At 40.1% G+C, this 21,297-nt stretch carries 22 protein-coding genes; 16 read left to right on the top strand and 6 right to left on the bottom strand.

Annotation, left to right across the window (positions count from 1 at the left end):
• The first annotated feature begins 1 nt into the window (after position 1).
• Positions 2-580: a hypothetical protein gene (locus tag RR876_RS14515; RefSeq protein WP_332477841.1), complete on the top strand. Its 579-nt coding sequence runs from the start codon at positions 2-4 to the stop codon at positions 578-580.
• 31 nt (positions 581-611) lie between these two features.
• Here the strand turns inward: RR876_RS14515 and RR876_RS14520 are convergent, their stop codons facing one another.
• Entirely contained in the window at positions 612-1,463 is an 852-nt protein-coding gene (locus RR876_RS14520; RefSeq protein WP_332477842.1) for a hypothetical protein, read from the bottom strand.
• Between the two features lie 185 nt (positions 1,464-1,648).
• Between RR876_RS14520 and RR876_RS14525 the strand changes: the two genes are divergently transcribed.
• From RR876_RS14525 to RR876_RS14575, 11 genes are all read left to right on the top strand, one after another.
• Positions 1,649-4,759 (top strand): tape measure protein, encoded by a 3,111-nt coding sequence (locus RR876_RS14525; protein ID WP_332477843.1) that lies wholly within the window; start codon positions 1,649-1,651, stop codon positions 4,757-4,759.
• Positions 4,760-4,761: 2 nt separating this feature from the next.
• Entirely contained in the window at positions 4,762-5,103 is a 342-nt protein-coding gene (locus tag RR876_RS14530) for a hypothetical protein (RefSeq protein WP_332477844.1), read from the top strand.
• Between the two features lie 21 nt (positions 5,104-5,124).
• Positions 5,125-5,538, top strand: coding sequence for a hypothetical protein (locus tag RR876_RS14535; RefSeq protein WP_332477845.1), 414 nt, complete (start codon positions 5,125-5,127; stop codon positions 5,536-5,538).
• Entirely contained in the window at positions 5,528-9,139 is a 3,612-nt protein-coding gene (locus RR876_RS14540) for a hypothetical protein (protein WP_332477846.1), read from the top strand. Before RR876_RS14535 ends, RR876_RS14540 begins: the two co-directional genes overlap by 11 nt.
• Positions 9,140-9,191: 52 nt before the next feature.
• Positions 9,192-10,445 (top strand): hypothetical protein, encoded by a 1,254-nt coding sequence (locus RR876_RS14545; RefSeq protein WP_332477847.1) that lies wholly within the window; start codon positions 9,192-9,194, stop codon positions 10,443-10,445.
• Positions 10,435-10,743, top strand: a complete 309-nt coding sequence (locus RR876_RS14550) for a carboxypeptidase regulatory-like domain-containing protein (protein WP_332477848.1) — start codon at positions 10,435-10,437, stop codon at positions 10,741-10,743. The genes RR876_RS14545 and RR876_RS14550 overlap by 11 nt, the downstream gene beginning before the upstream one ends.
• Positions 10,740-11,132 carry a hypothetical protein gene (locus tag RR876_RS14555; protein ID WP_332477849.1) on the top strand — a complete coding sequence of 131 codons (393 nt, stop codon included), beginning with the start codon at positions 10,740-10,742 and terminating at the stop codon, positions 11,130-11,132. The genes RR876_RS14550 and RR876_RS14555 overlap by 4 nt, the downstream gene beginning before the upstream one ends.
• Before the next feature lie 13 nt (positions 11,133-11,145).
• On the top strand, positions 11,146-13,155 hold the full coding sequence (locus tag RR876_RS14560; RefSeq protein ID WP_332477850.1) for a hypothetical protein: 2,010 nt from the start codon (positions 11,146-11,148) through the stop codon (positions 13,153-13,155).
• Positions 13,148-13,378 (top strand): hypothetical protein, encoded by a 231-nt coding sequence (locus RR876_RS14565; RefSeq protein ID WP_004980417.1) that lies wholly within the window; start codon positions 13,148-13,150, stop codon positions 13,376-13,378. The genes RR876_RS14560 and RR876_RS14565 overlap by 8 nt, the downstream gene beginning before the upstream one ends.
• Positions 13,379-13,441: 63 nt before the next feature.
• Positions 13,442-13,813 carry a hypothetical protein gene (locus RR876_RS14570; protein WP_087010935.1) on the top strand — a complete coding sequence of 124 codons (372 nt, stop codon included), beginning with the start codon at positions 13,442-13,444 and terminating at the stop codon, positions 13,811-13,813.
• Positions 13,814-13,824: 11 nt separating this feature from the next.
• Positions 13,825-14,403, top strand: coding sequence for a lysozyme (locus RR876_RS14575; protein WP_332477851.1), 579 nt, complete (start codon positions 13,825-13,827; stop codon positions 14,401-14,403).
• 161 nt (positions 14,404-14,564) lie between these two features.
• Here the strand turns inward: RR876_RS14575 and RR876_RS14580 are convergent, their stop codons facing one another.
• Complete coding sequence (locus RR876_RS14580; protein ID WP_332477852.1) at positions 14,565-15,047, bottom strand: hypothetical protein; 483 nt, start codon at positions 15,045-15,047, stop codon at positions 14,565-14,567.
• Positions 15,044-15,268, bottom strand: coding sequence for a hypothetical protein (locus tag RR876_RS14585; RefSeq protein ID WP_332477853.1), 225 nt, complete (start codon positions 15,266-15,268; stop codon positions 15,044-15,046). Before RR876_RS14585 ends, RR876_RS14580 begins: the two co-directional genes overlap by 4 nt.
• Before the next feature lie 362 nt (positions 15,269-15,630).
• On the opposite strand from RR876_RS14585, the gene RR876_RS14590 reads away from it, so the two are divergent.
• The 4 genes from RR876_RS14590 to RR876_RS14605 all read left to right on the top strand — a co-directional run bounded on the left by RR876_RS14590 (position 15,631) and on the right by RR876_RS14605 (position 19,535).
• Positions 15,631-17,379, top strand: coding sequence for an alginate export family protein (locus tag RR876_RS14590; RefSeq protein ID WP_332477854.1), 1,749 nt, complete (start codon positions 15,631-15,633; stop codon positions 17,377-17,379).
• A 25-nt stretch (positions 17,380-17,404) separates the two neighbouring features.
• Entirely contained in the window at positions 17,405-18,385 is a 981-nt protein-coding gene (locus RR876_RS14595; protein WP_332477855.1) for an SDR family NAD(P)-dependent oxidoreductase, read from the top strand.
• A gap of 132 nt (positions 18,386-18,517) precedes the next feature.
• A complete protein-coding gene (locus tag RR876_RS14600; protein ID WP_332477856.1) occupies positions 18,518-18,775 on the top strand; it encodes a hypothetical protein in 258 nt (85 codons plus the stop codon).
• A gap of 184 nt (positions 18,776-18,959) precedes the next feature.
• Entirely contained in the window at positions 18,960-19,535 is a 576-nt protein-coding gene (locus RR876_RS14605) for an Ail/Lom family outer membrane beta-barrel protein (RefSeq protein ID WP_332477857.1), read from the top strand.
• 78 nt (positions 19,536-19,613) lie between these two features.
• Here the strand turns inward: RR876_RS14605 and RR876_RS14610 are convergent, their stop codons facing one another.
• The 3 genes from RR876_RS14610 to RR876_RS14620 form a co-directional block, all read right to left on the bottom strand.
• Positions 19,614-20,114, bottom strand: coding sequence for a ricin-type beta-trefoil lectin domain protein (locus RR876_RS14610; RefSeq protein WP_332477858.1), 501 nt, complete (start codon positions 20,112-20,114; stop codon positions 19,614-19,616).
• A gap of 246 nt (positions 20,115-20,360) precedes the next feature.
• Positions 20,361-20,699 carry a DUF6616 family protein gene (locus RR876_RS14615; RefSeq protein WP_332477859.1) on the bottom strand — a complete coding sequence of 113 codons (339 nt, stop codon included), beginning with the start codon at positions 20,697-20,699 and terminating at the stop codon, positions 20,361-20,363.
• Between the two features lie 2 nt (positions 20,700-20,701).
• Positions 20,702-21,193 carry a MarR family transcriptional regulator gene (locus RR876_RS14620; protein ID WP_332477860.1) on the bottom strand — a complete coding sequence of 164 codons (492 nt, stop codon included), beginning with the start codon at positions 21,191-21,193 and terminating at the stop codon, positions 20,702-20,704.
• Positions 21,194-21,297: the final 104 nt, after the last annotated feature.

Raw genomic sequence — 21,297 nt, forward strand, 5'->3', positions numbered from 1 at the left:
AATGAAGTACGGATTAATTGCAGCCATAATAGCTGTTGTAGCACTTTTTTATTTTATGTCTCAAAGCAATAAGGCTGATGCCGAGCGTTTAAAGCAGGCTGAGATTGCTCACCAACAAAAACTGGGCGAAGCTCAGGCGCTTGAAGATAAAAAAGCTAGTGATAAAGTAAAGAAAGGTGAGACAGATAAAATGGTCCAAGAGTTGCAGAGTAAATACATGATGGATTATTTGGAGGCCAAAAAAGTTGTTGAATCACCAGAAATGAGTGTTGCGGGTAGAAAGTTTTATGCAGACTTGGCAGGAAAGTGGGGCGATGCTTTTAAGGTAGCGAGTTCCACATCTAGAGTAGCATTATCGCAACCCGTAAAGGATATGCAGCAAATCAAACGTGAATTAGAATCTAGAAAAATAGAAACAGCCTGTGAGGCAAAATTAAAAGATGAGTTGCTAAAATCTTATGATTTTGCGATTGATGGTTTTTTGAACTTTATGCAACAAAATGAAGCTATCTCCAGTGCTTTTATAAATATTGGTTTAGATCACCAAAAAAATGCGAATGCTTTGGTGGATTACTGTTAGCTTTAAAGTAAATAAAGCACCTTATGGTGCTTTATTTTACTGGACCATTCTGTATAACTATTTCTTTAATTTCTACAAGTTTTACATTTCTTGCAATATCAACTGCAAAGCAAGAATTTTGATTACATATATTAGTAAGGCGATACCCTGAATGTAAATTTTTTTCTTTCCCAATAAATTTTGGAAAAACAGTTGGAATTGGTAGTTCACTAGGTTTTATTTGGAAATTTAATTCGTAATAGTTTTGAGCAGCATCCCATCCATTTTTTTGTAGTGTCCAGCCTACATAAAACATGAAATAGATTAAACCGACAAAAATTAAAAGGAGTGCATAAAATGCTAGTACATTGAATGCGGTTTTTTCTGTATTACCTGGTTGATTATTTCCATAAATATCTTCTGATAGTTCCTTTAGTGTCATTTTATTTTTTTTAAGGTAATTTTTTGCAAAGGCAATAGATTTGCTTTTAGTGATGAAGTTTTGTTTTTTTTGTTTTATACGGAATTGGGGAAATAAGGGTAATTGGGATTGGGGTGGAATTATTTTATATTTTGAAGGTTTAGATTTAAATATCTTAAAGCGAATGACCATCACTACAAATGCAAAGAAAGCAGCGATCAGGCCTAGTACAAATTCAAAATCTTTTCGCGAGTATGTGGTAATAAACAAGAAGCTAGTGATAATAACAAGAAAAGTTAGAAGTTTATCAACACCAACCAATAAGCCATCAATTATCGTGGTGGATACAGCTAAATCAAAAAAACTAATAGATACACCAAAAAATTCAGCATACCCATAGCTATACCAATAGCCACACCAAAATAAAAAAGTAGTAAATATAGTAATGAGTAGAGCTATATCAATATTAAAAGAAAATTTCATAATTCTATAAGTCGTTGTTATAAAAGCCCTTCAAATGAAGGGCTAGAAAGTTGATATGTAATTGGTACAAAACAATGTTTGATCAGCTTAACTTTTAATTAAGCACCAGCCAAGTGCAAGAGTATTCATTTACGAACAAATGCCACCGAAAGGTGGTTTTTTAATGCCTACAATTTGAGGTCTCAATGTCAAAAAATCTAACTTTTAAACTCATCATGGATGGTGATAGCAAGGGGCTTGTTGCTGCTGCCAAGCAATCTGAAAGCGTTACTAAAAAGGTTTTTGAAACGATTAAGACTGAGGCAGATCAATTGAAGCAGTCCAGTGCTGCTACAGCTCTTGCTCTTGGGAATATTGTTCCAGAGAAAAGTAAAGAATTGGCAGATGGTCTAACCAAGTCACTAAGCGGTGCAACTCAGATCATTCGTGATGCTGGAGACAATGCCAAAAGCGCTGCAAGTAACTTCACGGATTTTGGCAATAAGTCTGTAAAAGCTTTGGCATTTTTAAAATCAGATTTAGAAAAAGCAAAGATTAGACTTGAGGCCTTTTCAAAAACAAAAGCTACTCCTGCAGATATTGAGATTGCTCAAAAAGAAGTAGATCAACTTGAGAGAGAGGTTCAACAAGCTGAAAGTGCATTTATTGATTTTCACACAGAAGTAGGTAAGGCAAATAATTCTTTAAAGCATACGGATACAGCAGCGCAAACCGCACAGAAAGGATTGAGTGGCGCAAAGTTTGCTGTAAATGCTCTTGCTGGAGCTATGGCTACGCTAGGTGTTGGGCTTGGAATACGTGAATTAAGCCAAGTATCAGACTCCTACACCAACCTTTCTGCAAGAATCAATATTGCGACTAAGGATGGTGGTGACTTTAGATCTGCAATGGCTGGCGTGCACCAAGTTGCTTTGATGACAAACTCAAGCTTGAGTGCAACAGGTGATTTATTCACGAGATTGAACGCTGTTGGCAAAGACTTGGGAATGACCCAGCAGAGTTCCCTTGATTTAACCAAGACCATCAATCAAGCAATTCAAATCAGTGGTGTATCTGCACAAGCTAGCGAGGCATTTACACAGCAATTCATCCAGAGCATGCAGCAAGGTACGCTTCGAGGTGAAGAATACAATTCCATGATGGAAAATGGTTTTGGGGTTGCAGAAGCGTTAGCCAAGGGTTTGGGTGTCACCACAGGTGAACTTAAGAATATGGCTGACAATGGGGAGCTTGGTGCAGAGCGTGTCTATAAAGCTCTCCTCAGTCAGAAGGATGCAGTTCAACAAACCTTTGATCAGTTCCCAACAACTATTGGCAATGCGTTACAGCGTATCTCCACTAGCTGGGAGATCCTGATTGGTAGGATGGATCAGTCTAATGGCGCGAGTGCAACCGTTGCTGATTGGCTGGTTACGATTGCATCCAACATGGATGTTGTAGAAACCTTATTAAATGATATTGGGGAAGGCTTGATTTGGGTTGGTGACCAATTTAAGAGAATTGATACAACAACGATTATTGCCTTAAAAATTGCCCTAACCAGTATTTATGATGCAATTAAAACACTTGGTGAAACCTTGGGCGAAGCTTTTGTCATCACCCTTGATGTCTTAAATGATGTACTAAGTGGCTTATATGATTTCAATAACGGAATTGATGAGGCAAATTCTAAAACGAATGGCTTCACCAAGGTGCTACAAACTTTTAATGTTGCCATTGGTTTTGTTAGTGATGGGTTTAAAGGAATTCAAATTGCTGCAAATCTATTCGTTGGCATTATTTATGATTTAGCAGCCGCATGGGTGCAACTGGTTTCAAAATTCACATGGGGTGATGTTAAGCAGCAAGCCATTGCCGATATGGATGCAATGGCAACAAAAGCTCAGGAGTACTACAAGAAAGCTTCAGATGGTGCCTTAGAGTTTAAATCCAAAGGTGTGCAAGCTCTTGATGAGATCGGTAAAACCCAAGATCAGAAAAATGCAGAAAGTCTGGCTCAATCTAAAGCAACCTTGGACCAAATGCTTGCTAATCAGCAGTCCGAGTTGAATGGCAAGAAAATCACCGAGGATGAAAAGTTAAAGGCTGTTACGGCTTATGCTGAAGCTGCTATTGCTGCAAATAAAGGTGTCATGGATGGCGTGATGCAGGCTGATCTAATAGTGAAAGGCTATATGGTTACCATGGATCAAGCTGGAAAAGTTTCAGTACAAGCATTCAACCAAGCCACTGATAGTGTGAATAACACTGGTAAAGCACTCGTACAAGCACGTAAAGGTGCTGAGGCTTTGGGAGTTGATCTTGATATTGCCCTCAACCGTGTTTCTGAAAAATTTTCTGCTAACCAAAATCACTTGACCAATTACGCTAATGGCCTTGATGAGCTGGGCTTAAAGGGAGAGCAAGCTGCTAATGCATTGTATATGGGGTGGGAGAAATGGTTAGCATCAGCAAAGTCTGAAGTAGAGATAGAGGCAGCAAAAGCCAAGCTTAAATTGTTTGGTGAACAAGGTAAATTATCAACATCACAAGTTGAGATGGGAATGCAGGCTGTAAAACGCGCCGTGCAAGAAATTCCCGATAGCTTATCACCAGTCGAAGCTGCTTTTGAGCGGTTAGGGATTAAAACCAAAGAGCAACTTAAACTTGCAGCAGATCTCGCTTTGAATGACTTCAATACCATTTTAAAAAGTGGTGAGGCCACTCAAGATGCTCTGCAACAAGCATATGAGGAAACCATTCGTTTAGCTTATGCCTCGGGCGATGCTCAAGTCATTGCTGCAGCTAACGCCAAGGCCGCTTATTTGGGACTTGAAGTGCAACTGGATGCCACAGGCAAAGCCACGGTCACTAAACTTGGTGAGATCCAGCAAGCAGCAATCGAGACTCAGCGTACTGTGAGCCAAGTCAGCCAGGCGACTTCTCGTGAGCAACCGGAAATCAGTGCTGAGCAAAAGGCTACTAATGACCATTGGGATGACTTTAAAGCCAAAATGAAAGCGCGTACTGATGCAATGAATGCGAAATCACAAGCACGTAGTTCTGGTGGTGGAAATGCTTCATTACTGTCGAATGGTGGGGATTCAACTCAGCAAATTTCCGCCGTTCCTGATGCTCCACTTATCGCGACTAGTCTTGATATTCAACCGATTGAAGGTATGGAGACAAAAGAAACAGTAGAGATTAAAATCGATATGGGGATGGGGCAAACAGCTACAGTATCAGCTATGCCAGATCAATCTGATGCTCTTCAAAATATGCTAGAACAACTTGAAAGACTTAAACGGAGTACATAGACGTGGAAAATATCGTCCGCTTTCCAACTAAACAAAAGCTACCAGATTACGTAGAAAAAGCATGGCTAGATGAGGTTAGTTATTTTGAAGACAGGTTTGTTAATACGAATTTTCCAATCCATTTAAGATCTAAGTTTCTAAATCAATATCGTGATGTGTTCAAGAACCTCGTGCAAATGGACATAGAGGTAATCGTATTTGATGAAGATAACCCTGATCATTATGAGTTTTTGGAGACTCAACAGAAGATGATTGAGCAAATATTTGCATACTGCACGAAAGTTGTTCAGGAGCGCCGTCTCTTAGAATTGCGGTTATTTGTGAATGCACATACAGGAAGATAGTAGGCTTTCTCGGAGCAGTTAATGCAACTTAAACGTAAAACAACATCGGAAACCATCCAACTTGAGGATGGTTTTTTTTGGTCTGATGAAAACTGGTCTGAGATTGAACAGGACCAGGAGTATGCCATTAGTGGGGCCTTGATTATTCAAGAGGGGCGCAAGCAAGCAGGTCGACCAATCACATTGCAGCCAGCCAATAAAACTAAAGGCTGGATCAAGCTGAGTGACCTTAACACCCTTCGTTTATGGCAGAACCTGCAGGAGCAATTCACGCTTCAGTTTGAATGGCCACACGACCAGCGTGAGTTCAATGTGATTTGGAATCATAAGGACGGTGCGCTGGAAAGCTCTACAGTTAAAGGCACTCCAGCAACATCACTTGATACTTATTTTAACGTCACCATGCGTTTTACAGAGGTAAGCGATGACAATTGAAACTCATAATTTAAAGCTCCTTGAGTCACAGCGCATTCGTACGGATGCTGATGATGGTGGGGGTAAATACTCAGGCCGTGAAATTGTCGACGGTCAGAGTAATAATCTGTTCAATGATATTTCTGAGATGGATCGCACCACGGGTCGTACTTCTATCCAAAAGATTTATGCTGCAGTCGATACCGCCGATACCGATGCTTTGATGGGTGCGACAGTATTCATCTCTCAGAATGCACAAGATCCGAATGTCTCCGCCGTGTTATTCAGTACCGATAGTTGGACAGATGAGCGTAAAGAAGCGCAGAACCGCATTGAAAACTATAATGCCAAAGGCGCACAGATTGCTGGCACACCGTTGGACACGCATTGGAAAGGCATGAAGTCTCTACAAGTGGCCATGTTTCCCCAAGAGTCTGAAACATCGATCGGCAAATCGATTGTATTGATCTCGAATGAAGGTAAAACTTTAGAGATTGAGCAATTCCTACGGATCACTGAGGTGTCAACACGTACAGCATTTATGGTTGTTGACCAAAAACAAGTGGAATATAAGATTGCCACTTATGGCCTCAGTGATGCGTTGAAAGCTGATTTTGTGGGCTTGTCTGCGAAGCAATGGTATAGCGGTGAAAAAAGTACCACCATTATTCGTGACACCATTGTGGCGGATACTGGTAAGTATTACTCCAGTGCGAATTTAAAAGAAGCTGCACAAGTGGGTGACTATTCTGTGGTTGCAGAGGATGTCTATACGCAGTTGGTTCCCTCAGCCCAGACAGAAACCCCCATGGTGAATATCAATGCTGCAGGTGATTCTGTGGCGTTTGTTAAAGCTAAAGATGGGGTGCTATCCAAGACTTTTAACAATGTCACCATTAATACTGTGTCGAGCTTATATCTCGGCTCATCTGTCATGCCGAAGTCAGTAGAGTTTACTTTATTTGGCTCAGCGATTACCGACGTCGGCGGTGAGCTTAAAAATGCTGCAGGTACTTCTATCGGCACAATCAACTATCAAAACGGTTCGATTGCGTGGAATGCAAGCGCGGGGACAGGTACAACAAACTTAACAATTAACTTTATGCCTGCAGCTGCGGTGACAGCACCAGTTGAATCTGAGCTGATCTATGTCAATCAAGAGAACATCGGTTTTAACTGGATCCGTAATTTGGTCCCGTTGCCATCACCGGGCAGTTTGCAAGTCTCATACTTGGTGCAGAATCAGGTCTACACGCTTCGAGACAATGGTGCAGGCCAATTACGCGGTGCTGATTCATCATTTGGTTCAGGCAGTATTGATTACGATACTGGGACCATGGCACTTACAACGGGTGAACTCGCCGATGTCGGCAGCGCAATCTTGCTGACGTGGAGCAATATGATCACGGCTCAGGAGCGCTCAGGATTAACCATCAATAAAGCCTATGTCGAAATCCCTGTAAACGATTCGATTGTGGCAGGTACCTTAACCGTTGACTGGTTATTGAATGGCATTACCAAGTCAGCAACCGATAACGGCCAAGGGCAATTTACAGGGGATGCCACAGGTACCATTGATTATGCGGATGGTGTAGCGAAGTTGATGCCGACCTTATTACCCAATGGCGGTACCACGTTTAATGTATCAGGTCAGAAAGGTACCAAGTCCGCTGTTAGTCTTACGGCAATACCTTCTGGTGGATCAATTACAGTTGAACTGGATAATGGATCTGCGGCACTCATTCCTAAATCAGTGAAAGTCCGTGTACCGGTCAAGTATATGAATTACATGGGTGAGGTTGAGCTGCGCGATATGCCGGTTGATGCCACTACAGGGCGTTTAATCAATGGTGCAGGTCAGCAACAAGGCACGATCAACTATGTGTCTCGCACGATGAATATCACCCCAAGCACCACACTTGAAGCGATCGAACGCGAGAAGATTATGCAGCCGTTTTATGGCAAATATAATACCTCTCAAGAAGCGATTGCTGCAGGTATGCTGGGGATGACCATTAAGTATGAAAATACCAGTGAAACGCACACCTTAAGCCTAAATGAAGTAGCAACTGCCGTGACTGTTAGCGTCTCGTATCGAGATAGTTCTGCGGCTCAATCCTGGTCGGATACAGTGATTGGTTCTGTGCTAAAAACGGATTTAACGGAAGGCTTTGCTGAGCAGATTCTTGCAGGTTCGGTTCGCTTTACTTTAGCCAGCTCAACCTATGTCGATAAACTCGGATCGCTTTACCGCAACCCATCAGTGACCACGGGTGCAGGAACGGTAGCGGGTCAGATCCATTACGGGAATGGGGCAGTAGAGCTATCTGCATGGGATGTGGGTGGGGCAAATAATCCAACCTTAGAGACCTTGGTGACACAACTGGAAAGCGTGCAAACCAACCAAGTGTCATACCGTGCACCCATGATCCCTATCCGGGCACAGTCCTTAACCTTATCAGCAACCAAGGTGGAGGGCGGGGTATTAAATATCACGCCTGATGGTTCGGGTACGATCGATACAGCAGAGTGCGATGGCTTCTTTAACTTTGATCAAGGCTATGGTCAGTTTGTTTTTCGTCAAAAGATTGAAGTGACTTCTGCCAACCGTGCTGAAATTATGGCGCAGGATTGGTATGTAGCTGAGCTGGAATATAGCAAGGATGGCAAGCAGTGGATTCACAAGCCGATTATGGTCCTGCCTGAAACCATCAAATACAGTGCGGTGGGTTATAGCTATATCCCGATTGATGCTGAGTTGTTGGGCTTGTCTGCAGTACGTTTACCGATTGATGGTCGAGTTCCAATTTTCCGATCGGGTGAAATTGGGATCGTGAGTGCAAGTAAATCACAAGAGTTACCTGATTATATTGCTGGCCAAACCTACCCATTGAATGATGCACGGATCTCCTGGTGTGAACTTGAAGATGCCGACGGTATTAAAATTCCATTTGATATGTACACAGTGGACTATGACTACGGCAAAGTGACTTTAAATGGTGATTTTGCCTTAGGTAATTTAACTGAACCTGTCTCAGCTAAGTACCGCTATCAAGACATGGGTTTAGTGCGTGATGTCAAAATCAATGGCCAAGTGACTTTCACCAAGCCACTGACGCACAACTATGATCCAGCTCATACCATTGTTGGCTCAGCACTGGTGATTGGTGACATGCAAGCGCGTTACACCCGTAAGTTTGTACAGTCGTCGTGGGATAGTATTTGGAAAGATGAGGCGGTGGGTGCAGCCATCTCAGCCAATTACAACGACACACTGTATCCGATTGCTGTCACTAATAAGGGCAACATGCAAGAACGTTGGGCGATTGTTTTTACAGGTAATATTTCATTTCGAATCATTGGTGAAACTTCTGGCCAGATTGGAACGGGCGTGACGACGGATGATTGCTCCCCCATGAATCCAGACACCAATGCGCCTTATTTCACCATTAAAAAAGAAGGTTGGGGCAATGGTTGGGCAAGTGGCAACGTGCTGCGTTTTAACTCCATTGCAGCCAATCATCCGATTTGGGTGATTCGTACCGTGAAGCAATCAGAACCTACCGTATTGTCTGATTCATTCCAAATCATGCTACGCGGTGACATTGACCGAGTTGCCTAATCTTAAATTCAAATATGACCGCTTCGGCGGTCTTTTTTATGGGTAAAACATAATGGCAATGAAGCAAACACAGACCAAGATGTTTGATTTTGCAGATGTAGGTTTGGACTTTTGTTCGGGTTCTAAAAATCTGTTTCCTGATCGCTTTAAAAAAATGCTGTCACAAGGCTATAACGAGCAGACTGTAGCCAGTGTTTCGGTGACTGGGAATCAAGTAACACTAAACTACGGTGTGGCCCATGGTTATGCTGCAGATCGGGTGCTTAAGATCAATTCAGGGCCATTGGCTGCAATTAATGGTGGTGAGTTTTGGGTTGATGCCGTCACAGCAACCTCACTCACCATGACCATTGATGCTGCGCCAATTTCGATTACAGGTGGCTTTGTCACCAAGATTGCACCACTTGGATGGCAGTTGGTTTATGAGCAATCAAATATTCATGTTTATAAATTCAAGCACATTGATAATACTGATATGTATCTTAGACTATGCTTTCAAGATCAAGCTGCACGACGAAATTGCATTAGTCCATGTATCGGAAAAACATTCGATAGCACATCCGGTGCGATTACAGATAGTAATGCACTGAGCGATAACACTACTTTAATCAGCCCGGGCGATAAATTTAAATGGGAATTCCAAAATTCAGCAACCAGTTCATTTAATAACTCCACATACTCAGCAGGTGTGTTGACATTCGGTAAGGGGTTTGTTGTTGGTAGTCTTTATCACTTAATGCTCTTGACTAATCGAGGGAATGCTACTCACTTTGGTTCGATAAACGGCCTTCTTCCAGTTTCTGTATTTGATTACAGTAATTTAGATTATCCGATGATTGTGGGTTGTGTGGATCCAGCTGCGATCACAGGAAGTGGAACCAATGCTGGGCAAGACTATTCAACAGCGCTGAGTAATGGAGGTGCTGCATATATTGGAAATATTCGAGTAAATTTTCAAACAAGCACAACCACATTATACTCAGCCTCAAAAGAACTATTTCTAAAAACAAACTCTGTGGTTTCTTATCTACCTGCAAATATTGATTCATTTAATACGACAACAGCGCATCCGCTTCAGATTTATGATTATTCAACAAGTCAATTTTTAGGATTTAGTGCTGGTGGTGTTTTTGAGTGTCATTATGCTGTTTCAACAAAGCCATCTCAAGCTGTTTCCGACTCACCAAGCCTTATTACAGAAATTGATTTTAATCATAAAGCACTAATACACTCAATTTGCAATGGTAATACTGCAGCATCAGTATTCCTTGCATTTCCAGTAGAAGAGATAAGAAATGGCACTTAAAATCTATAGAACACAGCCGGCTCAATCTGAATGTAGTCGATACATCTCTGTAACGAATTTAAACCAGGGGCTGGGTCGAATTACTGGAACCACAAAAAAACTAGGCCAAAATTATTCACCTGTCCCTGTGTGCTGCTTTAAACGCAGTACACGTGAACTACTTTGGGAAACGCTATCAAAGCCTGATGGTACCTACTTCTTTAGAAATATTGCGGTAGGGCTTGAATGCTTTGTGGTGGCCTTTGATCCTAATGGACAATATAACGCAGTCATCTCAGACAAACTGGTGGCCAAATGATTCAACCCTCCTTAAAAGCAAGTCTTGCACAACTGCAAGCGCTGGCTACATTTCTCGACCAAGGAAGCTCAAATGCTTCCTTTGTTTTTTATGATGATGCAAAACCCGCCTCGGTGTCAGTGGCTGCCAATAATGCTGCAAAACTGGTGATCCTGACTTTGCCAAAGCCTTGCTTAAAGACCATGCATGCTGACCGCATTGAGCTCAATCAAACCGATGCAGCAGTAGTGACTAAAGATGGAATCGCAACATGGGCACGCTTACTCAATGGTGCAGGTGAAGCTGTTGCAGACTTTACTGTGGGTGCCAACATTACAATTGCTAATCCAGAATTAAAGGCGGGTGGCACCTTGATGATGAACTCATTGATCCTAAAACCATCTACATAAAAGAGGTGGACATGTGGCGAACTATATTCCACCTGATGCACATCATGTAAATCTCAATTTTAAAGACATTGTAACGGGCTCTACCGATCTTAATTTTGGTGCGGATGAACAAAACCTTGCATCACTTGAAGCAACGATTGATACCTCATTTTTAGCTTTGTTTCAGGCACTGAGTTTTGATTTCAATGCACTTGAAGCAGAAATTGATGTTTCATTTAATGCCAAGTTTCATGCTGTATCAGGACAAACAGCAACACTTGAAGCCACTATCAATACAGGATTTACCCCTGAACTGCACGTGGTGGGGATTAATGCATATTGTTCCCTTGATGCAGTGATCAATACATCATTTAATCCCGTCTTTGATGCCTTGTTTGATATCAACCATCAGCTCGGGGTTGAACTGAGATTCAGTGCTGTATTTGAACGTGCAATCACTCAGCTTGGCTCAACGGAAATACCCTGGGCGAAACCAATCTTAAGGGTGTCAAATGACACCTTTTTTTATGACCGTGGATTGTTGGTGAATCATGGCAATGACATTGGCTTTCAGCGTGGACGGACGTTATCTGAATCAATTCGTATGGCATTTGATCAAGGCGCGAAGCTTAGTCGTAACCAAGGCGTACGTTGGCAAGAAAACCTGAAGATCCGGATTGCACGTGATGTGTATTTTGATGAATCGATCAAGCTTCGATTGAATCGTGAATTCGACCATCAGGAGATGATCCGAAAGCGGCGCAACATCTCATTTTCACACCAAGTCGCGCATGTCTTTGAGAAGCGCTTTAGCTTTGATTGGGATAAAGGGCTAGAGCTGGTCACACAAGATGAGATCCCTTGGGATAAAGCCAAATCCATTCATTATCGCAAACATCCGATTGAACCATGGCCAGAGCCTGAGATTCCTCAATATGAAGGTACGGGCGATCTTGAGTTTGTATGTCTATGCCATGAAGTGGATTCGCATGATGTTGTTCTCAACTTTGGTGAGGATGATTGCATACCTGGTATACCAAATCGTAATTGGTGGTACATATTGAATAGTTTATCTGTGACACGCCTCGACAATGGCGTAGTGATTGAAGTCTATGACGGGAATTACAGTACCGATCGTAGCTGTTGGTGTTGGTCCTATACTTTGACCGTACCAGCATCCCAGATTGGCAAACTTGAACCGATCAATGGCCGACCTGTGATTTTGAAAATTATCGTGAATGGTACCGAGCATCAAATGTTGCTTGAGAACCGTCGACGTTCTCGTAAGTTTGCCCAAGATACCTATACCTTGATTGGTCGCAGTCAAACCGCGCTGCTTGCTGCACCGACAGCACCTTTACGCTCATTCTTACAAGAGAACGATCGAACCTCAGTCCAGTTATGTCAGGCGGAGCTGGATCGCGTTTTTAGCGATACGGTACTGAATTGGCAGTTGATCGATGCGTTGGGCTGGATTGTTGAGCGTGAATGCTTAAGTTATTCCAACTTAGCACCGATGGATGCCATCAAGATGGTGGTTGAAAGCGGTGGTGGGTTTATTTATAGCGAAAAGGGTAGCAATACACTCACTATTAAACCGCTGTATAAAAAGACCTTTTGGGATGTGCTATCGATCGCTGAGTATGATCGCATGTTGCCTGAGTCTGCGGTGGTGAGTCAATCGACTGATTATCAGATCTATCCTGATTACAACGGCATTACGCTGACCAATGATCGAAAGGCGCTGGTCGCTCAAGTGAAACGCACTGGAACCAGTGCCGATACCTTACTTCAGCCTGAAAACAACCCACTGTTTAACCATGTCAGCATGGGGGCTTATGGTAAAGCCAAACTTGCCAAAGCAGGAATGGTCGAAACCCATACCTACAGTATGCCAATTTCGCCTGAAGTGGGTGAATGTGTGCCGGGAGAAATCCTTGCCTTTAATGCTGAATGGTGGGGCATTGTAGAAAGTGTCAGCGTCTCGTTCAGCCATGCGCTGGTCAATCAAACCGTAAAAGTGGAGCGCGTCAATCGTGAGTAATGCTTTACAGCGTTTAATTGATTTACTTCCTACGGCTGCAGAGTTTGTAGGAACGATTACCAGTGTGGACCATCCCAATTACAAAGTGTTGGTGGTGGGTGGTTCAGGGTTGAATCTGGTCACCAGTTCAACACGTTACAACTTAGGAGCAACCGTATTCGTATCTGATGGTGAGATCAAACGACTCGCACCATTGGGGGAAGTGATTCAAATCGAAGTTTAAGTTTAGAAAAGTGTATGGCGCTCATTAGGGCGCTTTTTTATTGCCAAAAATTAGGAGTGGTCTATGAATGACCCTTTAAGCATCAAGGGCCTACCATGGCTTTTTAAAATTATAGCTGCAGTGGTTGGGGCAATCTTTGCCTTGACATTATCGGGAGATATCGACACTGAAGGACGCATTAAAATCACCATGGGTGTGATTATGAAATTCACCTTTAGCGTAGCAATTAGTCTGTATGGTGGTTCAGCATTCATTGAATACTATGGTTGGCATGTCTATTCACATATGACGCAAGGCTTTGTAATGTTGATCTTTGCGATTTTCGGAATGTTGTTAATTGGCATCTGGTATCAAGCTATTCAGCTATTACGTGGTAAAACCATTGGTGAATTAATCTTTGAAATTCGATCAGCTTTTAAAGCGATGTTTAAGTGAGTAAGTGAAAAATGAAACAAATATTTGATTTTTTAAGAAAGATCAGCGGTGGAACACTTACTCAAAAACAAGTTGATGCTGCTAATCAAGTCATTGCTACAGCCACAGATGCATCAGTGGCTGATATGTTGGGTGTTGAGATCGACCAAATGACCGTTAGTCCTTTTGGTGTGGATCTCATCTGTAGTTTTGAGGGAAAGCGACTTACTGCTTATGACGATGGAGTGGGAGTGTGGACGATTGGATTCGGTACCACGGTTTATCCGAACGGCATTAAAGTTAAGAAAGGTGATACCTGCACAGAAGCACAGGCAAAAGCTTATATGGCCCATGATTTAAAGAAATTTGAATCTGCTGTAAATAAGGCCGTCACGGTTACGCTTAATCAAAATCAATTCGATGCACTGGTATCACTTGCCTACAACATTGGGACTGGAGCATTTAGCAAATCGACTTTAGTTAAAAAGTTAAATGACAATGACATTCAAGGGGCAGCGGATCAGTTTGATGTATGGGTAAATGCTGGCGGTAAACGCATGCAAGGGCTTGTTAATCGTCGTGCTAAAGAAAAGGGCTTGTTTCTATTATGATCAAAGTCTTAATGCTGAGCATCTTGTTATCAGGTTGTACAGCACATTCGATTTCGACGAAGGTTCATGTCACAGTATGTGTGCAGTGTGTGAATTGAGAAAGCCCTCTGAGTGAGGGCAGTTTCAAATAAGCTTTATTATGCTAATAGTGGGGTGTTTAATTAATTTGAGTTTGCAAAATTGCTAAATTTTTTCTTAATTCTTCTCATGTCATGAAGTGTGTAACCATAATTTCCGAAACATTGTTGTAGTATTTTGGGATCGCTTATTGGGCTATCTAATACATTAAAGAACTCATTAATAGTATTTATATTTGATAAGTTAGCTTCATACATTTTTGTATGTTGGTTGGTTTTAATTAATTGATTTTTACTAAAATCATAAGTTGTAATTAAATCTGGTAGTTTTTTTTCTTGAGGATTTAGTTTTCTGAAATGAGCATTATAAAGAGGGATACAGCTTTCTATTATTTGTGATAAAGCCGGATCATTTAAGAATTCATCTAAGTTGGATTCTATATCCCCAGTAGGTTTAGAATTACTAATATTTGAAGTTTTTACTGGAAAACCATGAAACATCCACTGTATTCCCCAAAGAATGGTAATCACTAAAATTACTGTAAAAACAACTTCTAACTTTTTCATTTCCCAACAACCTTAGCACCTTTCCAAAACTCCCCTCGTCGTCTTACTAGAAATGAACTAGCGATACTCTCTGCATGAAAAACTTTTGCATCATCTTTGTTGTCGACCCAAAACCATTCAGGTTGATAAACTTGCTGAACATCTGAAAAATCGTCATATTCATGTTCTTCACTTGCATCTCTATAGGCAAGCCATTTGCCATCTTTAGTGATATAGGCCATTAGATTTCGCTTCCTATTTTTTTGAAGTTTAAGTACGTGAGCAACGTATCCATTTTATATTTGAACTATTTATGGACTAAAAAAAATACTTATTTACTAAAATATATATTGTTTATGAAAAACACTAAAGTTATAAATAAAGATGAAATATTTTTTTAATTAATGATAAAACTAAACAATTGGAATTAAGAACTAAAAATAGAAAAAACTAGAAGAATAACTCAAATTGCTCTAAAGCATATGTTTTTACTAGGTTTTTATTTTATAGAAAAATGTTTAGGATTACATAACGAAATGTTATTGGTGTAAGGATCAGTCGATAGCTTTTTTTATTTTTATAAATTCTTTATCAGGATACAGCCATGATGTCAAAAGGTGGGTTGGGAAAAAAATATCTACTTATTAATGGCTTAATTATAGTCATGGCTTCTACTTGTTTGTTGCCAAGCATTGCTCAAGCAGAAAATGCATTATTAGAAACTACGAATGGTCGAATTGATGAATTAAGAATAGAGATCCTCAACCCAACACAAGATGATGCTTATAATCATAAACTTACAGATCAGGTTCGAAAAACCTTAGGTATGTATCCTGGGGATCATGTTACAGAAGAAAAAATAGATTTTAATTTGATGAGAATCAAAAGGAATCCTTACTTAATTAACGCCACATATATAGTAGAAAGTGGGGTGTATGGTGGGATTAACATTAAAATACAGTTACAGCTCAAACCTGAGACAGAGCAAAATTTAGAAAAAGGCATCTTACTTGATAAGGAAAAGAAAAGCTTTCCTGTGCTTTATGATGCTAATGGAAAATTTCTAAAAGCCAAACTCGACTTATTAGGCATGTACTATGCCAACCAGAATGCGTGGTATGGAAATCCGGATACCATGCTTCAAGGTAATCCACTTGTAGATGGTAAACCGTCTGGATCAGGTTTTGATAGCTGGGTTGAAAGTTTTGTACATAGCGGTTTATATGGAATGTACCCGCTTAATGAAACTACATATAGCTATGGAGGTGTGAGTGCGATTGGTTCATTTTCTACTGGGCAAGAGATATTTACAAATAAAACTAGGAGCCATCTAGCCGTTGAAGATGCATTCGTTGGGCTGGTCACAGGAAGAACGACGCTCGCAGGCAATAGAACCCTTTTAAACATCTCTGCAGGCCGTGAAAAATTTACCCTTGGTGATGGAATGCTAATTGTAAATACGGCTTCAAATGGTGGCGAAAGAGCCGCACTACAATCCAATGCAAGATGGTCGGCAGACTTTGTGGGGAAAGTCCAACTGCAATATAACCGTCATCGCTTGGAACTATTTAGTGTTGATCCAGATGAACTCCCTACACTTGATACAAAGACCGTAATTAATGGTATCAATGCTCAAACAAACTTTCAAAATACTGATTTAGGCTTTAGTTACTTAACCGTACCTAAATCCAATGCTGGTTATTACATGCCTGATGGTCAGAAGCACACACGAGAAGGCTTAAATGTTTGGGATGTGCGTGCACACTGGAAGAATACTGTTGCAAATCAATCAGGAGTTTTCCTCGCAGGTGAATACGCGCAGCAAACTCACGATAATATTGATATGAAGGCTGAGGGATATAGTGCAGAAGCGGGTTATAGCTGGCCAGCCTTAAAATATTCCCCAAGTTTTAGTTATCGTTATGCAAAATTTACAGGAGATAATCCTAAAACTGAACGTTATGAACGTTGGGATCCATTGCTGTCAGGTGGAAATGGAGAGCAATGGGTGCAAGGTATTAATCACTTTAAAGTTGTTCAAGATTCAAATTTGATTTCGCATCGTTTTCAGGCTCGTTTTAAACCACATCAAAAAATTGAGTTGGTTCCTCAGTACTGGATATTCAAAGCAGATTCCGATTTAAATTTAGGTGGTAACCCAGCACTTTCATTCCTACAGTCTAAAGACTACGGGCAAGAGCTAAACCTAACGCTGAAATATTTTTACTCCAAAAAATTGTACGTGCATGGACATATTGCTTATACACAACCTGGAGATGCAGTAAAGCTAGCTCTAAACGGTCAAGAGAAAGATTGGTGGAGCAGCATGGTGTTTGTACGTTATGCATTTTAATTTTATAAAGAAGGATAATTACGAAATGAAAAAATTAGCACTTAGTGTTGCAACTTCAGTTGCTTTAATCACAGGAATTAGCCCAACTGCATTTGCGCTAGACATTGAAGCTATACCAGACAGTTACTATGTCCCAGGACGTTTTGAGGGAAAAACTATTCTTATAACAGGTGGCGCACGTGGCATTGGTAAGGCATCAGCAGTCCGTGCAGCAAAAGAAGGTGCAAATATTGTTATTGCAGATGTTCTAAAAAAAGAAGGTGAACAGACAGCGCAAGAGATTATAAAATTAGGTGGAAAAGCAGTATTTATACATACAGATGTTAGTAAGACACCTGAATGTGATCGAATGGTGGATGTTGCAGTCAGCAAATTTGGACAGATTGATGGAGTGCTAAACGCCGCTGGTGTAATGGATGGAATACCGCCAGATGCAAAAATTAATGTTGAAAAGCAGAGAAATCAGCTATTTGCTCCAATTCATCAGGCCACCGATGAATATTGGAATAAAACAATTGCAGTTAATGCGACAGGTATGTTTTGTTCATTGAGATCAGAATTACGTCAGATGGTAAAACAGAATAAAGGTGGATCAATTGTTAATATTGGTTCCATTGCTGGTTTAACTGGCCTTGGTGGGAATCCTGCGTATGTAGCAAGTAAACATGCAGTGACAGGATTAACAAAGAATGCCGCAGTAGATTATGCACCATATGGTATTCGCGTGAATTCGGTAAATATGGCGGCTACAAAAACAGCCATGACAGAAGCTGCATTTAAAAAAGTTTCTGAATTGCAAAAGGATCGTGCAAAAGATCCTGAACTAGCAAAAATTCCAAATACATCATTTATTAAAAGTCAGGGCTTATTACAGTATTCAGACTCAAAACACCGTGAAGCAACTCCGGCAGAACAGGCAAGTGTTATTTTATTCTTGTTGTCCCAAGAGTCATCAAACATAACTGGAGCTACATGGGCAACTGATGGCGGTTGGACAGCCTTCTAAATACCTTTATAGTAAAAAAGACTTCTAAACAGAGGTCTTTTTTCTTAAGAGTGTTGCAGTTTGCGCACATAGACTTATCCCCGTTTATTCTTTATGATCATCGCTCAAATAATAACCCAATAAAGAATAAAAATGATTTCAAAACAGTTTAGGATCGTCAACGCGGTACTCGCAGTCATCGGCATAGCTGCATTCATCTTTTTCCAATATCAAATGAGACCTGACACGCTTGGTGGCTTCACCGAAGGCACAGAAGAGTATTACGGCTATCAATACGCACGTGATAACAACCTAAAAAATGCAGATCAATGTGATGATGAAAAGGATAATCCTGAAATGAATATTAATGAAACTTTCTTGAAAGGCTGTAGGAAGTTTTTTGATAAATAATATGAAAAAACTAATCAATATTAAATTTAAAAATAAAAAGATCAAATGTATAAAGTCGCACAAGTGGTTAATAAATATGCTAAACGGTGGGTTTTTATGTAATTTTACAATACCTTTTTTGTATTGATAATGAAATAATATTGGTAGTGAATTTATTCACTTAATAGTCATTGCAAATTAGAAAATGACTAATAATCAATATAAAGGGTATAAGATGATTCAAAATATTATTCGTGGCGCTATTTTTACTTGCGCACTGGGTGTTTCTATTAATGCTGTTGCGGCTCAACACACAGTTTCTGTTGGCTATGCACAAACAAAAGCAGAAGATTTTAAAGATTTAAAAGGTGTGAATGCACAATACCGCTTTGAAAATGAATCTCCAGTAGGTGTGGTGGTTTCTACATCATATGTATCTGGTGATGATAAATCTAATTATGGTGATGGTATAGAAGAAGCTGAAGTTAAATCATTTTCACTTTTAGCTGGTCCTGCATACCGCTTTAACGAATATGTAAGTGCATATGCCTTAGCTGGTTTTGCTAACGTTAAGAGCGATTATAGCGATCATGAATTTGATGGTGGTTACAGTTATTCAAGTAGCCTTACTAAAACTGGGTTTGCATACGGTGTAGGTGTTGCAGTTAATCCAGTACAAAATGTATCTGTACATGTAGGTTATGAAGGCACTAAAGTTAAATTTGAAGGCGAGAGTGTTAAATTAAATGGCTTTAACATCGGTGTTGGTTACCGCTTCTAAGCTAATTTAGTTTTAATAGTCTTATCGACAAACAAAAAAAGCCCTATTACTGAGGGCTTTTTTTGTAGGTAAACTCCCTTATATTAAGGGAATAATTGTGAACTTCTGGCCGCGATTATTATTGCAGGCATACATCTTCATTTTGCCATTATAGATATCCAGGCACTTTCCGCTATCTTGACTACGAATACGGTAACCATCAAAAAACCATTTTTGATTGGCTTGGTTATTACATTGATATGCAATAACTTGGGCGCCATCATTTTTATTCGCTCCAGATACATCTAAGCATTTTCCTTGTACAGTTATGCTTTTATTTTGATGGTAAACGAACTTCTGATTTGACGTATTTTTGCAACGTGAAGCTAAAAGCTCTCTTTGATTAAAAGGACTGAGCTCTAAACAGCGATTATCATAGGTACGAATTTGAACTTCTTTAAAGCGATCATTAGCAGGTTTACTTGGATAATCTGAAGTGGTGGTTACTTCTTTATTTACAACTATTGGTACAGGATATTCAACAACAATACATGCTGTTAAAAGAGCACATGAACTAATTAAAAGTATAGGTTTAAGCATTTGATTTTAAAATTTATCTAACAATTAAATATAATATATTTTAAAAATATGTATTAAAGATGGATTAAAAAAATATATTACTCTTGTGTATATTAATTGAACGTTTACTACTGCAGGTAAAAGTGCTTTCAAATGTTGGATCATATGAGGGGATCTAATTAAACCACTAATAAGAACTAAGTGATCAATCAAAGTCATCCTAGTTTTATGTAAAGGATGACTCTGATATTTAATAATTTTGTAATTTCAAATATTAGAGAGCGCATTTAGGTGCTCATTGAAATCGCATTCAGCTCCAACAGCATTTACATGGTCGAAGTAGTTATACCAACCGCTTGCTTTGATACCTGCAAGTAGAGCATTGCAAACTTCTTGATTTGGGAAGTGCCAAACGGCTAAGAATTGATGTTCACTACTTTGATCAATTTTAGAGTTGATTTGAGTTAGGGTTAGCGCTTGAACTCCAGCATCAGACAGTCCCGCCATTGCAGCTCCAACATTATTTAAATAATTTTTGCGCTCATCGAATGATAAGGCTTTCCAAGCAGAATTTGGAGTATAAAGCTCGACAAGATAGTGGTTCATATTTATTCCTTTTTGGTGAGGTTGTTTGAGACTTTTTCTAATAATTGGGTCAATTGATCACGCTCTTCAAAAGAAAGATTGCCAAATAAGCCTGAAATCCAGCGGCTATGTTGGTCAAAAACTTCTTTAGCTATTAACTTTCCTTTTGAAGTGAGTTGTATTTTTAAAGCACGACGATCCTTTGTGTCTGCTTGTCGTTCTAGTAATCCTTCACGTTCAAGGCCATCAAGCAAGCCTGTTACTGTCGCGCGAGTGATTCCAGCTTGTTCTGCAAGAGTTTTAGGGGCAATTCCTTCACCAGCTGCTTCAAGTAAAAATAGAAGAATGAATCGTCCTTCAGATAGACCATGAACAGAGAGTTGATTTGCACAATCACGATCTATACTGGAAGCAAGTGAAAGAGTCATAAAACAAAGTTGTATTCCTTCGATATCAGGTAATTTTCGTTTTTTTGCTTCACCCAAAAGAGCTTTGTATTTTTGATCAATGTTCATTTGATTAGTTACAATATAGTAAGTTGCCTAACTATATAGAAAGGGAAAAATATTGTCAAATCAATTGCAGACTCTTTGAACAAAATCACGTAGCAAGATTTCGA

The organism is Acinetobacter sp. (assembly GCF_036666595.1).
Lineage (GTDB): Bacteria > Pseudomonadota > Gammaproteobacteria > Pseudomonadales > Moraxellaceae > Acinetobacter.

What these genes read in the sequence shown, in the direction of transcription:
- RR876_RS14580 (WP_332477852.1), bottom strand. Translation starts at nt 15,047, where the DNA reads ATGAAAAAGTTAGAAGTTGTTTTTACAGTAATTTTAGTGATTACCATT.
- RR876_RS14595 (WP_332477855.1), top strand. Translation starts at nt 17,405, where the DNA reads ATGAAAAAATTAGCACTTAGTGTTGCAACTTCAGTTGCTTTAATCACA.
- RR876_RS14605 (WP_332477857.1), top strand. Translation starts at nt 18,960, where the DNA reads ATGACTAATAATCAATATAAAGGGTATAAGATGATTCAAAATATTATT.
- RR876_RS14520 (WP_332477842.1), bottom strand. Translation starts at nt 1,463, where the DNA reads ATGAAATTTTCTTTTAATATTGATATAGCTCTACTCATTACTATATTT.
- RR876_RS14515 (WP_332477841.1), top strand. Translation starts at nt 2, where the DNA reads ATGAAGTACGGATTAATTGCAGCCATAATAGCTGTTGTAGCACTTTTT.
- RR876_RS14575 (WP_332477851.1), top strand. Translation starts at nt 13,825, where the DNA reads ATGAAACAAATATTTGATTTTTTAAGAAAGATCAGCGGTGGAACACTT.
- RR876_RS14540 (WP_332477846.1), top strand. Translation starts at nt 5,528, where the DNA reads ATGACAATTGAAACTCATAATTTAAAGCTCCTTGAGTCACAGCGCATT.
- RR876_RS14535 (WP_332477845.1), top strand. Translation starts at nt 5,125, where the DNA reads ATGCAACTTAAACGTAAAACAACATCGGAAACCATCCAACTTGAGGAT.
- RR876_RS14545 (WP_332477847.1), top strand. Translation starts at nt 9,192, where the DNA reads ATGGCAATGAAGCAAACACAGACCAAGATGTTTGATTTTGCAGATGTA.
- RR876_RS14550 (WP_332477848.1), top strand. Translation starts at nt 10,435, where the DNA reads ATGGCACTTAAAATCTATAGAACACAGCCGGCTCAATCTGAATGTAGT.
- RR876_RS14555 (WP_332477849.1), top strand. Translation starts at nt 10,740, where the DNA reads ATGATTCAACCCTCCTTAAAAGCAAGTCTTGCACAACTGCAAGCGCTG.
- RR876_RS14620 (WP_332477860.1), bottom strand. Translation starts at nt 21,193, where the DNA reads ATGAACATTGATCAAAAATACAAAGCTCTTTTGGGTGAAGCAAAAAAA.
- RR876_RS14590 (WP_332477854.1), top strand. Translation starts at nt 15,631, where the DNA reads ATGATGTCAAAAGGTGGGTTGGGAAAAAAATATCTACTTATTAATGGC.
- RR876_RS14525 (WP_332477843.1), top strand. Translation starts at nt 1,649, where the DNA reads ATGTCAAAAAATCTAACTTTTAAACTCATCATGGATGGTGATAGCAAG.
- RR876_RS14615 (WP_332477859.1), bottom strand. Translation starts at nt 20,699, where the DNA reads ATGAACCACTATCTTGTCGAGCTTTATACTCCAAATTCTGCTTGGAAA.
- RR876_RS14610 (WP_332477858.1), bottom strand. Translation starts at nt 20,114, where the DNA reads ATGCTTAAACCTATACTTTTAATTAGTTCATGTGCTCTTTTAACAGCA.
- RR876_RS14570 (WP_087010935.1), top strand. Translation starts at nt 13,442, where the DNA reads ATGAATGACCCTTTAAGCATCAAGGGCCTACCATGGCTTTTTAAAATT.
- RR876_RS14585 (WP_332477853.1), bottom strand. Translation starts at nt 15,268, where the DNA reads ATGGCCTATATCACTAAAGATGGCAAATGGCTTGCCTATAGAGATGCA.
- RR876_RS14600 (WP_332477856.1), top strand. Translation starts at nt 18,518, where the DNA reads ATGATTTCAAAACAGTTTAGGATCGTCAACGCGGTACTCGCAGTCATC.